Annotated in this window: 12 protein-coding genes; all 12 read left to right on the top strand. The window is 61.6% G+C overall.

What is annotated here, in order from left to right:
* The first annotated feature begins 30 nt into the window (after positions 1-30).
* The 12 genes from bfr to rbfA all read left to right on the top strand — a co-directional run bounded on the left by bfr (position 31) and on the right by rbfA (position 12,359).
* Positions 31-501 carry a bacterioferritin gene (bfr, locus tag Azoinq_RS00555; protein ID WP_216127948.1) on the top strand — a complete coding sequence of 157 codons (471 nt, stop codon included), beginning with the start codon at positions 31-33 and terminating at the stop codon, positions 499-501.
* A gap of 228 nt (positions 502-729) precedes the next feature.
* The gene (locus Azoinq_RS00550) at positions 730-1,575 is read left to right on the top strand and encodes a 3',5'-nucleoside bisphosphate phosphatase (protein ID WP_216127950.1); all 846 of its coding nucleotides are present in this window, start codon (positions 730-732) and stop codon (positions 1,573-1,575) included.
* A 49-nt stretch (positions 1,576-1,624) separates the two neighbouring features.
* The gene (locus tag Azoinq_RS00545; protein WP_216127952.1) at positions 1,625-2,251 is read left to right on the top strand and encodes an L-threonylcarbamoyladenylate synthase; all 627 of its coding nucleotides are present in this window, start codon (positions 1,625-1,627) and stop codon (positions 2,249-2,251) included.
* Between the two features lie 49 nt (positions 2,252-2,300).
* Positions 2,301-2,954, top strand: coding sequence for a site-2 protease family protein (locus tag Azoinq_RS00540; RefSeq protein ID WP_216127954.1), 654 nt, complete (start codon positions 2,301-2,303; stop codon positions 2,952-2,954).
* A 15-nt stretch (positions 2,955-2,969) separates the two neighbouring features.
* Positions 2,970-4,172, top strand: coding sequence for a tryptophan--tRNA ligase (locus Azoinq_RS00535; protein ID WP_216127956.1), 1,203 nt, complete (start codon positions 2,970-2,972; stop codon positions 4,170-4,172).
* 49 nt (positions 4,173-4,221) lie between these two features.
* Positions 4,222-5,142, top strand: a complete 921-nt coding sequence (locus Azoinq_RS00530; protein ID WP_216127958.1) for a segregation and condensation protein A — start codon at positions 4,222-4,224, stop codon at positions 5,140-5,142.
* Positions 5,123-5,686, top strand: coding sequence for an SMC-Scp complex subunit ScpB (gene scpB, locus Azoinq_RS00525; RefSeq protein ID WP_216127960.1), 564 nt, complete (start codon positions 5,123-5,125; stop codon positions 5,684-5,686). The genes Azoinq_RS00530 and scpB overlap by 20 nt, the downstream gene beginning before the upstream one ends.
* Complete coding sequence (gene rluB, locus Azoinq_RS00520) at positions 5,670-6,869, top strand: 23S rRNA pseudouridine(2605) synthase RluB (RefSeq protein ID WP_216127962.1); 1,200 nt, start codon at positions 5,670-5,672, stop codon at positions 6,867-6,869. The genes scpB and rluB overlap by 17 nt, the downstream gene beginning before the upstream one ends.
* Positions 6,870-7,037: 168 nt before the next feature.
* Positions 7,038-7,508: a ribosome maturation factor RimP gene (gene rimP, locus Azoinq_RS00515; RefSeq protein WP_216127964.1), complete on the top strand. Its 471-nt coding sequence runs from the start codon at positions 7,038-7,040 to the stop codon at positions 7,506-7,508.
* Positions 7,509-7,534: 26 nt separating this feature from the next.
* Positions 7,535-9,007 carry a transcription termination factor NusA gene (gene nusA / locus Azoinq_RS00510; RefSeq protein ID WP_216127966.1) on the top strand — a complete coding sequence of 491 codons (1,473 nt, stop codon included), beginning with the start codon at positions 7,535-7,537 and terminating at the stop codon, positions 9,005-9,007.
* 22 nt (positions 9,008-9,029) lie between these two features.
* The gene (gene infB, locus Azoinq_RS00505) at positions 9,030-11,969 is read left to right on the top strand and encodes a translation initiation factor IF-2 (protein WP_216127967.1); all 2,940 of its coding nucleotides are present in this window, start codon (positions 9,030-9,032) and stop codon (positions 11,967-11,969) included.
* Complete coding sequence (gene rbfA / locus Azoinq_RS00500; protein ID WP_216127969.1) at positions 11,970-12,359, top strand: 30S ribosome-binding factor RbfA; 390 nt, start codon at positions 11,970-11,972, stop codon at positions 12,357-12,359. It begins immediately after the preceding gene.
* Positions 12,360-12,362 lie beyond the last annotated feature (3 nt).

Below are 12,362 nucleotides of genomic sequence, written 5' to 3'. Positions count from 1 at the left end.
GAAACCTTGACCACTTTGGGTGAGGCGGCCATGAAAGGCGATAAAAAGGTTCTGCAATTTCTGAATAAGGCGCTGACTAACGAACTGACGGCGATCAATCAGTATTTTCTCCACGCCCGCATGTATAAGAACTGGGGGCTGAAGAAGCTCAATGACCATGAGTATCATGAGTCCATTGATGAAATGAAGCACGCGGACCGCCTCATTGAGCGCATCCTGTTCTTGGAAGGTCTGCCCAATCTGCAACAACTCAATAAACTGTTCATCGGGGAAGCTCCGGCGGAAGTGCTGGCCTGTGACCTGAAGTTGGAACAGTTGGCCATTCCCCTGCTGCGGGAAGCCATTGCCCACTGTGAATCGGTGAGCGATTTTGTGACTCGGGACTTGCTTTCCGACATTCTGGAAAGCGAGGAGGAGCATGTGGATTGGCTGGAAACCCAGCTGGATTTAATCCAAAAAGTGGGTATTCAAAACTATCTGCAAAGCCAGATGGAAGACTGAGGCGTTTCCTTCCTCCAAAAAGCCGGCTAGTCCGGCTTTTTCGTTTTTCAGGGGCCTGAAACCCTTGGAGCGCAAGGATGGGAAAACTTAGGCGGCCCCGATGGGTCAAAGAAACAAGGGCCATTCAGGCCTGGATGGGTGGAGCAAAATGGCACCGTAAATGCTTTTGGCATTATTTTTGCTCCCTTGGCGTGCTATGATTAACCCTTATTTTCCTTAACGAATCGTATGGCGACCTTGGCTTCTCCCTGGGATTTGCACTGTCATTCCACCGCTTCGGACGGCTTATTGGCACCGGAGGCAGTGGTGCGTCGCGCCCAAGGCAATGGGGTGACCGTGCTGGCCCTGACCGATCACGATGATCTGGATGGCTTGGCGGCGGCGGAAAAAACCGCCGGGGATGTGGGGATACGGCTCATCAACGGAGTGGAAATTTCCATCCAGTGGGAATCCACTTCCATCCACATTGTGGGCTTGGGTTTTGACCGCCAGGAAGCCCGCCTCAACCAGGGCCTGGCGGCCATCCGCTCCGGGCGGGTGACCCGGGCCCAGCGTATGGCGGAAGCCCTGGACAAGATCGGCATCCATGGGGTGTTGGAAGGGGCCATGAAATACGCGGCCAATCCCAGCCTCATTTCCCGGGCCCACTTTGCCCGCTATCTGGTGGAAATCGGCATTTGCAAGGATGTGCACGCCGTGTTTGAAAGCTACCTCACGCCCGGGAAGCCCGGTTATGTGGAGCACCAGTGGGCCAGCCTGGAGGATGCGGTGACCTGGATCAACGGGGCGGGGGGCGTGGCGGTGGTCGCCCATCCGGGCCGTTACCGTATATCCAATGTGGAAATGCGCCGTTTCCTCGGCCAGTTCAAGGATGTGGGCGGCTCGGGGGTAGAAGTGGTGTCCGGCAGCCATACCCCGGACCAGATCCTTCAATACGCCCGCTATGCCCGTCAGTACGGCTTTCTCGCTTCCCTAGGCTCGGATTTCCACGGTCCGGAAGAAAGCTATGTGGATCTGGGGCGCATCGGCCCTTTGCCGGAAGACCTGATTCCGGTCTGGACCTGGTTCGACTGATTTTCTTTTCCTCTATTTTGGCCGCCCTGCGGGGATGGCTTTTTGGCTTATGGCCCAATACTACAATCTCCATCCTGAAAACCCCGAGCCCCGGCTCATTGCCAAGGCGGCGGATGTGGTGCGCCAGGGCGGTCTCATCGCCTTTTCCACGGAATGCTGCTATGCCCTGGGCTGCCATACCGGCGACAAAGACGCCATGGACCGGCTGCGCCGTCTGCGGGGCCTGGATGACCGGCACCATCTCACCCTGATGTGCCGGGATTTGTCCGAAATTGCCCGTTACGCCCGGGTGGATAACGCCCAGTATCGCTTGCTCAAGGCCGCCACCCCGGGGAGTTACGTCTTTATTCTGGAAGGTACCAAGGAACTGCCCCGGCGCCTGCTCCATGCCCGGCGCAAGACCATCGGCCTGCGGGTGCCGGACGATCCCCTGGCCCTGGCGCTGCTGGAGGAGTTGGGTGAGCCTTTGCTCACCTCATCCCTCATTCTGCCCGGGGAGGAAATGCCCCTCACCGAGGGCTGGGAAATCCAGGACCGCCTGGATGACCAGCTGGATTTGATCCTGGACGGGGGCCATTGCGGCACCGAGGCCACCACAGTGATCGATCTGACCGGTGGCACCCCGGAACTAGTCCGGGCCGGCCGGGGCCCCCTGGCTCCCTTCGGGCTACGCTGAATCTCCGGACCCCTCTGGTAGAATCGCCCCTTTCCTTCCGGTTGCCTGCATGGACTCCCTGATCCAAATCATCGCCGTTGCGGCCTTGCCCGTAATTTTCGCCATTACCCTCCATGAAGCGGCCCATGGCTATGCGGCCCGCTTTTTCGGCGACCGGACGGCGGAAAGGGAAGGACGCATCAGCTTGAATCCCCTGCGTCACATCGACCCGGTGGGAACGGTGCTGGTGCCGGTGGTGATTCTGCTCCTCTCCGGGGCTAGCCTGCTGTTCGGCTGGGCCAAGCCGGTGCCGGTGGATTTTTCCCGGCTGCGCCGTCCCAAGCAGGACATGCTTTGGGTGGCCGCCGCCGGGCCCGGCGCCAATTTGTTTATGGCCCTGGCCTGGGGCCTGCTCTTCAAGCTGGCCCAGGTGCTGCCGGATACGGCCTATACCCTGCCCATGCTGAAAATGGCGGATATCGGCATGGACATCAACATGGCCTTGATGCTCCTCAATCTGCTGCCCCTGCCGCCCCTGGATGGGGGCCGTATTCTGGTGAGCCTGCTGCCCATTCGCCAGGCCATCGCCTTTTCCCGCATCGAGCCCTGGGGTTTTCCCCTGCTGTTGCTCCTGCTGTTTACCGGGGTGTTGAGCGCGGTGCTGAATCCGCTTATGGGCCTGATGCGCCTCCTGCTCGCTCTCCTTTTCAATTTTCACGCCTAGGCAAAGACAATCACTATGTACGCGGATCGGGTTCTTTCCGGGATGCGCCCCACGGGCGCTCTGCATTTGGGTCACTATCACGGGGTTCTGAAGAACTGGGTGCGGTTGCAGCATGACCACAGCTGCCTCTTTTTTGCGGCGGACTGGCATGCCCTGACCACCCACTACGAAACTCCCCAGACCATTCAGCAGAACACCTGGGACATGGTCATCGACTGGCTGGCCGCCGGGGTGGATCCCAAGCTGGCCACCATCTTCATTCAGTCCCAAGTGCTGGAACACGCAGAACTCCACCTCCTGCTGTCCATGATGATGCCCCTGAGCTGGCTGGAACGGGTGCCCACCTACAAGGACCAGCAGGCCAAGATCAAGGATCGGGACCTGTCCACCTACGGCTTTCTCGGCTATCCCCTGCTCATGTCCTCGGACATCCTGATTTACCGGGCGGGCAAGGTGCCCGTGGGAGAAGATCAGCTGCCCCACCTGGAATTCACCCGGGAAACGGCCCGGCGCTTTAACCATTTCTACGGACGGGAACCGGATTTCGAAGCCAAGGCCAAGGCTGCCCTGAAAAAGCTGGGTAACAAAAACGCCAAGCATTTTGAGGAACTGCGGGCCCGCTTCCAGGAACAGGGAGAAGGGGAAGCGGTGGCCCAGGGACGGGCCCTGGTGGCTGAAGCCCAGAGCCTTTCCCAGGCGGACCGGGAGCGGCTTACCGGCTATCTGGAAGGCACGGGTAAAACCATCCTGGTGGAGCCGGAAGCCCTGCTCACGGAAGCTTCCCGTATGCCGGGCCTGGACGGGCAGAAAATGTCCAAGTCCTACGGCAATGCCATTACCCTGCGGGAAGACGGGGCGTCTGTGGCCAACAAGGTGAAGCGCATGCCCACCGACCCGGCCCGGGCGCGCCGCACCGATCCGGGGGAACCCACCAAGTGCCCGGTGTGGGCTCTGCACCAGGTCTATACGGATGGGGCGACCCGGGAAACCCTGTGTCAGGGCTGCCGCACCGCCAGTATCGGCTGTATTGAATGCAAACAGCCGGTGATTGACGGCATTCTCCGGGAACAGGCGCCCATGCGGGAGCGGGCCCAGACCTATCTGGATAACCCGGCCCTGGTGCGGGACATTGTGGCTGATGGCAACGACAAGGCTCGCCGCCTGGCTCGGGAGACCATGGCGGACGTGCGGGAAGCCATGGGCATCAGCTATCGCTGATGCCTGCGGCCCGCGCCCCCGTTCCCTGGCCGTCCATCGGAAACCGTCCATGAGCGCCAACACCAGTTCTGACGTGGCTGTTTCCGACGTGGCGGGGGAGCTGGCCGTTCAGGAGCACGACCCCATCGCCCGGGTTTACGGCCAACCCCTGGAACAGCTGCCCCTGGACCTTTACATTCCGCCGGATGCCCTGGCGGTGATGCTGGACGCCTTTGAAGGCCCCCTGGATCTGCTGCTTTACCTGATCCGCAAGGCCAACATCAACGTCCTGGATATTCCCATGGCTCCCCTCACGGCCCAGTATCTGGAGTACGTGGAGGCCATGCGCAGCCAGAATCTGGAACTGGCGGCGGACTATCTGGTGATGGCGGCCATGCTCATCGAAATTAAGTCCCGCATGTTGCTGCCCCGGCCCAAGGAGGTGGAAGGGGACGAGGTGGAAGATCCCCGAGCCGAGCTGGTACGCCGCCTCATCGAATACGAGCAGATGAAGCTGGCGGCGGTGCGCCTCAACGAGCAACCCCACGCGGAGCGGGATTTTTTCTGGGTGGAAACCCTGGTGGAAAAATCCCTGGTGCGGCGCCTGCCCGAAGTGAGCATGGAAGACCTGCGCCAGGCCTGGCTGGGCATTTTGCGGCAAGCCAAGCTGCACACCGCCCACCGCATCCAGCGGGAAGAACTGTCGGTACGGGAGCACATGGGGATCATCCTGCGCCAGTTGCAAGCGGCGGAAGGATTTGTGGAATTTGTCCGACTCTTCGATCCGGCCATGGGGGCGCCCGGCCTGGTGGTACATTTCATCGCCATGCTGGAGCTGGCCCGGGAGCGTCTGGTGCGCATTAGCCAGGTGGAGGCCTTTGCCCCCATCTATGTGCGCCTCTCCCGGGGTGAGGAAGCGGAACCGCCTCCGCCGGAGGAATGGGGGGACGGGATGGAAGAAGGAGACGACGATGCCCCGATTACCGTCTAATCCGGCGGAAACCAAGCGGGTGCTGGAGGCGATTCTGCTGTCCACGCCCCAGGCCCTGAGCACCGCCGAATTGCGTCAGGTGTTTGAAGGGGAACTGGCCCCGGACGTCTTACGCAAGCTGCTGGATGAGCTGCGGGAAGAATGGGCGGAACGTCCGGTGGAGCTGGTGCAGCTCTCCAGCGGCTGGCGTTTCCGTACCCGGGCCGAATACCTGCCCTATATTGATGCCCTGAACCCGGAAAAGCCGCCCCGCTATTCCCGGGCGGTTCTGGAAACCCTGGCGATTATCGCCTATCGTCAGCCCGTGACCCGGGGGGATATTGAAGACATCCGGGGGGTAACCGTGGCCACCCAGGTGATCAAGGCCCTGGAGGAGCGGGGCTGGGTGGATGTGGTGGGGCACCGGGATACCCCGGGACGGCCCGCCCTCTATGCCACCACCCGAAAGTTTCTGGATGACCTGGGCCTGCGCAGCCTGACCGAATTGCCCCCCTTGGACCAACTCAATCAAACCCTGGAATTAAACGATGCCCAATCAATCTGACCGTAAAAAACGCCCGGCCGCCCCCAAGTCCCCTTCCTCTCGTTCTGAGGGCCAGGGGGCCGGGCGGGGCAAGGCGCCCCGGGGCCGGGGTGCGGCGCGCCAGGAAGGGGCGGAGGACTCCCGGGGCGGACGGCGCCCCGCGGGAAGTAAATCCCCCGCCCGGTTTCAGCCGCCCCAGCCCCGGGAATCCTTGCCTGGTGGCCGGGGACGGCGCCGTCCGGTGGCTCCGCCCTCTGCCCAGGATTGGGATGATGGGGAAGAATGGGTGGAACGGCGCGGTCGCTCTGGTGACGGGGATAGCCCCACCGAATCTCCCGAGCCTGCCCGTCGGGGACGGCCCGCCCAGGGACGTTCCGGCGCTCGAGCGGGAGGCCGGGGCACTGTCGCCCTGGCGGCGGAAGACAAGCCGGAACGGCTGCACAAGCTCCTGGCCCAGAGCGGCGTGGGTTCCCGTCGGGAAATGGAAGAATGGATCACCGCCGGTCGGGTGAATGTGAACGGGGAGACCGCTACCCTGGGTCTGGTGGTTTCTCCCGGGGATCGGGTCAAGGTCAATGGCCGGTTGGTGAACCTGAAGTTCGCCGCCAGCCGGGTGCCCCGGGTAATTCTGTACCACAAGCCGGAAGGCCAGATTGTTTCCCGGGCCGACCCGGAAGGGCGGGAATCCGTGTTTGATGCCCTGCCTCGTATGCGGGGCGGGCGTTGGATCGCCATTGGTCGGCTGGATTACAACACCAGCGGCCTGCTGCTCTTTACTACCTCCGGGGAACTGGCCAATCGGCTCATGCACCCCCGCTACAACCTGCGCCGTGAATACGCGGCCCGGGTGTTGGGGGAAATGGAGCCGGAAGCCCTGGCCCAGCTTACCCAAGGCGTGGAACTGGAAGACGGGGTGGCCCAGTTTGCCACCCTGGAAGACGGGGGCGGCCAGGGCGCCAATCACTGGTACCGGGTCAGCCTGTTTGAAGGGCGGAACCGGGAAGTGCGGCGCATGTTTGAAGCCGTGGGAGCGACGGTGAGCCGCTTGATTCGTCTCAGCTACGGCCCCTTTGTTCTGCCGTCCAACCTGAAGCGGGGCCAGGTGCGGGAATTGACCGAGGCGGAAGTGGCCAAGCTGATGGGGGATTTCGGGCTGCCGGTGCCGAAAATTACGCCCCTGCGGGATAAAAACAAGCGTCGCTGAGGCCTGATCGGTAACTCAGCCGGATGGGGCGGAGCAGGCTTGGGAAAGCGGCTCCGCCATTTACCGGGAGGTAAATTTCCGCTATAATTCAAAAGTTTTCATCGGCCCGCCTTTTTGGGTGGGGCTCTTTTCAAGGTGGGCGTTACGCCCATTTTTTATTTGTAGCGCATGGACCTTCACGAATTAATCGAAAAAACGGTCACCGGCCTGGGATACGAGTTGGTGGACCTGGAACTTTCCCCTCGGGGGCGCCTGATTCGCGTCTTCATCGACAACCCTGCTAAGGAGCGGGGGGTGGATGTGGAGGATTGCGCGGCTGTCAGCAATCAGCTGTCGCGCCTGTTCGCCGTGGAGGACGTGGATTACGACCGGCTGGAAGTTTCTTCGCCCGGTCTGGATCGGCCGCTGAAAAAGCTGGAGGATTTCCAGCGTTTCGCCGGTCAGGAGGTGCATATCCGCCTGCGTGTCGCCCAGGACAATCGCCGCAATTTTGACGGTGAGTTGCTGGGGCTGCGCGACGGGAAGGTCTGCGTACGCTTAATGGAAAAGAACGGTGGCAAGGGAGCCGCAGAGGCGCTGGAAGTGTCTCTGGAACCGGGCAATATTGATAAGGCCCGGTTAGTGCCTAAGTTCGATTAGTCGGTGCGAGTGAGGAGGTTTACGGAATGAGCCGCGAAATTTTGCTGCTGGTGGATGCGCTGGCACGGGAAAAAAATGTAGCCAAGGACGTGGTGTTCTCCGCCTTGGAATCCGCCCTGGCTTCCGCCACCAAGAAGCGGATCAACGACGAAGCCGAAGTACGGGTGGCGATTGACCGGGTGACCGGGGAATTTGAGTCCTTCCGTCTTTGGCACGTGGTGGCCGATGAAGAGTATGTGAACGAATTCAACGAAAAGCCCCTGTCCGAAGGCAAGGAAGAGGACGAGGAAGTGGAAGTCGGGGATGTGCTCGAGGAAACCCTGGAGCCCATCGACTTCGGTCGTATCGGTGCCCAGGCCGCCAAACAGGTAATTCTGCAAAAGATCCGGGAAGCGGAGCGGGAACAGATCCTGAACGACTTCCTGGAACGTAAGGAACATCTGGTTACCGGCACCATCAAGCGTATCGAACGGGGCAATGCCATTGTGGAATCCGGCAAGATCGAAGCCCTGCTGCCCCGGGATCAGATGATCCCCAAGGAAAACCTCCGGGTCGGTGACCGGGTCAAGGCCTTCCTGCTGCGGGTGGATCGCAATGCCCGGGGGCCCCAGCTGATTCTTTCCCGGACCGCTGCCGAATTCATCGTCAAACTCTTTGAGCTGGAAGTGCCGGAAATCGACGACGGCCTCATGGAAATCAAGGGCGCTGCCCGGGATCCGGGGGTGCGGGCCAAGATTGCAGTTAAATCCAACGATCCCCGGGTCGATCCCATCGGTACCTGTGTGGGTATGCGGGGCACCCGGGTGACGGCGGTGACCAATGAGCTGGCCGGGGAACGGGTGGATATCATCCTCTGGTCCCAGGACCCAGCCCAGTTCGTCATCGGCGCCCTGGCTCCGGCGGAAGTCCATTCCATCGTGGTGGACGAAGAAAAGCATTCCATGGATGTGGTGGTGGATGAGGCCAATCTGGCCATTGCCATCGGTCGTGGCGGTCAGAACGTCCGCCTGGCTTCCGAACTCACGGGTTGGAACATCAACCTGATGACCCAGGAAGAGTCGGAAAAGAAGGTGGAAGCGGAAACCGCCGCCACCCGCCTGCTGTTCATGGAAAAGCTGGACGTGGATGAAGATGTGGCCAGCCTCCTGGTGGAAGAAGGGTTTTCCACCCTGGAGGAAATCGCTTACGTGCCCCTTGCCGAAATGCTGGAAATTGAGGCTTTCGACGAAGAGACGGTGAATGAGTTGCGCAATCGTGCCCGCAACGTGTTGCTCACCGAGGCGATTGTGACCGAGGAACAGCTGGACGGGGTGGAGGAAGCCCTGCTGTCCCTGGAAGGCATGGATAAACCCTTGGCTGCCAAGCTGGCTGCTAATGGAGTGAAAACCCGCGATGACCTTGCCGACCTGGCCGTGGATGAACTCATGGACATGTGCGGTATCGATGAGGAACGGGCCAAGAAACTGATTACAAACGCCCGTTCGCATTGGTTCGAGTAAGCGGGAAGGGAGTGGAGTAGAGATGGCGCAAACCAGCGTTTCCCAATTCGCCGCCGAGTTAAAGATGCCGGCGGACATGCTGCTTGAGCAGCTGAAAAAGGCCGGTGTGGATAAGTCGGCCCCAGATGACATGCTTTCCGAGCAGGACAAAAACCGTCTGTTGGAGTCCTTGCGGCGTTCCCATGGTGATGGCCAGGGCAAGACCAAGATCACCCTGACCCGCAAGCAGACCAGCGAAATCCGGGCTCAGGATTCCACGGGCAAGACCCGTACCGTCCAGGTCGAAGTCCGGAAAAAACGGGTTCTGGTCAAGCGGGACCCGGCGGAACTGGCGGCGGAAGAAGCCGCTGCCAAGGCCAAGGAAGCCGGCGGTGCTGCTCCGGTTGCACCGGTGACCCCGGCTCCGGTTCAGGAAGCCGCCCCGGTGAGCCAGCCGGAAGCCCCCGTGGTGCCGGAAGGGGCTCCCGTGGTTGAAGCCCCGGTGGCCAAGGCCGAGCCCGCGCCCCAGGAAGTCAAGGCGGAAGCTCCGGTGGCTCCGGCCCCCGTGGCCGCGCCCCAAGCGCCCGTTTCTGCGGCTCCGGAAGCTCCGGCGCCAGCGCCCCAAAAGCCCGCTGCCGAAGCCAAGGCCCCGGTGGCAGAAAAAACTCCGGCCAAGGCTCCTGAAGCGGCTCCGGCTGCCCCCGCAGGCAAGAAGCCGGAGGGTGCCCATGAAGCCCCGAAACGCCGGGTGATCAAGCACGTCCGTCCCAAGTTGGACGTGGCGGCCATCATCGGCGAAGACGAATTGCGCTTCCGTGCTGAGGAAGACCGGCGCCAACACGCCCTGCTGGAACGCCAAGCCCAGGAACTCCGGGAAAAGCAAAAGCGGGAAGCGGACCTGGTTCGGATGCGTCAGGAAGCGGAAACCAAGGCTGCTGCCCTGAAGGCTGCGGAAGCGGCCAAGCAGGCTGCCGCCCAGAAGACCAAATCCGCTCCGGCGGAAGAGAAGGGTGCCCACAAAGACGCCAAGGCTGGCGATACTGCCAAGGGCGCCAAGAAGGAAGGCTGGAAGGACGACGGCAAGAAGCGCTCTGGCATCAAGACCCGGGGCGGGGATAGCGGCAGCGGCTGGCGCAGTGGTAAGCACGGTGGCCGGAAGAATCGGAACAACAGCAATGGGGACGACTCTTCCTCCTCCAACTTCCAGGTGCCGACCGAGCCCATCGTCCATGATGTGCATGTGCCGGAAACCATTTCCGTGGCCGATCTGGCCCACAAAATGGCCGTCAAGGCTACGGAAGTCATTAAGACCCTGATGAAAATGGGGTCCATGGTGACCATCAACCAGGTGCTGGACCAGGAAACCGCCATGATTGTGGTGGAAGAAATGGGCCACAAGGCGTTCGCCGCCAAGCTGGATGATCCGGATGCCTTCCTGGATGAAAGCGCGGAAGAACCCAAGAATCTGGTGCTGGAGCCCCGGGCTCCGGTGGTGACCGTCATGGGCCACGTGGACCACGGCAAGACCTCCCTGCTGGACTACATCCGGCGGGCCAAGGTGGCGGCCGGGGAAGCGGGGGGCATTACCCAGCACATCGGCGCCTATCACGTGAAGACCAGTCGGGGTTCCATCACCTTCCTGGATACCCCGGGGCACGAAGCCTTTACGGCCATGCGGGCTCGGGGCGCCAAGGCCACCGATATCGTAATTTTGGTGGTGGCGGCGGACGACGGGGTGATGCCCCAGACCCGGGAAGCCATCCACCACGCCAAGGCGGCCAATGTGCCCATCGTGGTGGCGGTGAATAAGATCGACAAGCCGGAAGCCAACCCGGAACGGGTCAAGCAGGAACTGGTGGCCGAGGGTGTGGTGCCGGAAGAATACGGTGGCGATTCCCCCTTCGTTCATGTTTCTGCCAAGAAGGGCATGGGCATTGACGAATTGCTGGAACAGGTACTGCTGCAAGCGGAAATCCTGGAACTGAAGGCGCCCAAGGAAGCCCCCGCCAAGGGGCTGATCATCGAAGCCCGTCTGGACAAGGGCAAGGGGGCCGTGGCCACCGTGCTGGTGTCCTCCGGTACCCTGCATCGGGGCGACATTGTCCTGGTGGGCCGGGTCTGGGGTCGGGTGCGGGCCATGCTGGATGAAACCGGCAAGTCCATCGAATCCGCCGGACCTTCCATTCCGGTGGAAGTCCAGGGGCTCTCCGACGTGCCTGCGGCCGGCGAAGAGGTCATGGTCCTCAACGACGAACGCAAGGCTCGGGAAATCGCCCTGTTCCGCCAAGGCAAGTTCCGGGAAGTGAAGCTGGCCAAGCAACAGGCCGCCAAGCTGGAGTCCATGTTCGAACACATGGGCGAAGGGGAGGTGAAGACCCTGCCGCTGATTATCAAGGCCGACGTACAAGGTTCCCAGGAAGCCCTGGTCCAGTCCCTGCTCAAGCTTTCCACCGACGAGGTGAAGGTGAGCGTGATTCACGCGGCGGTGGGGGCCATTTCCGAAACCGACGTGAATCTGGCTTCTGCTTCCAACGCCGTGATCCTGGGCTTCAACACCCGGGCCGACTCGGGAGCCCGCAAGGCGGCCGAGTCCTTCGGGGTGGATATCCGCTACTACAACGTTATCTATGAAGCTGTGGATGAAGTGAAGGCGGCCCTCTCCGGCATGCTGACCCCGGAAAAGCGGGAGCAGGTGGTGGGGCAGGTGGAAATCCGTCAGGTCTATCACATCTCCAAGATCGGCTCCATTGCGGGTTGCTACGTCCAGGAAGGGGTGGTGCATCGCCACTCCCGCATCCGCCTGCTGCGCAACCACGTGGTGGTGTGGGACGGAGAGCTGGATTCCCTTAAGCGCTTCAAGGACGACGTCAAGGAAGTGCGGGCCAATTTCGAATGCGGTCTTTCCCTCAAGGGCTTCAACGACATCGAAGTGGGCGACCAGCTGGAAGTGTACGAAATCCAAGAAGTGGCGCGGAGTCTCTAAGTGCCGGGCAACAAGGGTTTCGCACGCAAGGACCGGGTGAACGAGCAGATTCGGCGGGAATTGGCCGAACTGCTCCGCACCGAGGTCAAAGACCCCCGGGTGGGGATGGTCAGTCTCACCGATGTGGAGGTGACCCCGGACTATGCCCACGCCAAGGTCTTTTTCACCACCCTGGCGGACAGTTCTCGCTTGCCGGAGGTGGAGGCGGGTCTGGCCAAGGCCTCCGGTTTTCTGCGTCGGGAGCTGGGACGGCGGGTGCGCATTCACACCACTCCCCAGCTCCATTTCGTCTATGACGCCTCCCTGGAACGGGGGGCCAGTCTGTCCCGCCTTATCGACCAAGCGGCGGAAATCAGCGGCGACGGGGATACCGAGGCCGATCCGGAGTAGGGC

This window comes from Azospira inquinata, from assembly GCF_018905915.1.
Taxonomy (GTDB): Bacteria; Pseudomonadota; Gammaproteobacteria; order Burkholderiales; family Rhodocyclaceae; genus Azospira; species Azospira inquinata.
Note: the sequence above shows the minus strand (reverse complement) of the source record. Positions and strands in the feature narration are given on the sequence as shown.

Coding starts and splice junctions, on each gene's coding strand:
- Azoinq_RS00530 (WP_216127958.1), top strand. CDS start 4,222: ATGAGCGCCAACACCAGTTCTGACGTGGCTGTTTCCGACGTGGCGGGG.
- rluB (WP_216127962.1), top strand. CDS start 5,670: ATGCCCAATCAATCTGACCGTAAAAAACGCCCGGCCGCCCCCAAGTCC.
- bfr (WP_216127948.1), top strand. CDS start 31: ATGAAAGGCGATAAAAAGGTTCTGCAATTTCTGAATAAGGCGCTGACT.
- Azoinq_RS00540 (WP_216127954.1), top strand. CDS start 2,301: ATGGACTCCCTGATCCAAATCATCGCCGTTGCGGCCTTGCCCGTAATT.
- nusA (WP_216127966.1), top strand. CDS start 7,535: ATGAGCCGCGAAATTTTGCTGCTGGTGGATGCGCTGGCACGGGAAAAA.
- infB (WP_216127967.1), top strand. CDS start 9,030: ATGGCGCAAACCAGCGTTTCCCAATTCGCCGCCGAGTTAAAGATGCCG.
- Azoinq_RS00535 (WP_216127956.1), top strand. CDS start 2,970: ATGTACGCGGATCGGGTTCTTTCCGGGATGCGCCCCACGGGCGCTCTG.
- rimP (WP_216127964.1), top strand. CDS start 7,038: ATGGACCTTCACGAATTAATCGAAAAAACGGTCACCGGCCTGGGATAC.
- Azoinq_RS00545 (WP_216127952.1), top strand. CDS start 1,625: ATGGCCCAATACTACAATCTCCATCCTGAAAACCCCGAGCCCCGGCTC.
- scpB (WP_216127960.1), top strand. CDS start 5,123: ATGCCCCGATTACCGTCTAATCCGGCGGAAACCAAGCGGGTGCTGGAG.
- Azoinq_RS00550 (WP_216127950.1), top strand. CDS start 730: ATGGCGACCTTGGCTTCTCCCTGGGATTTGCACTGTCATTCCACCGCT.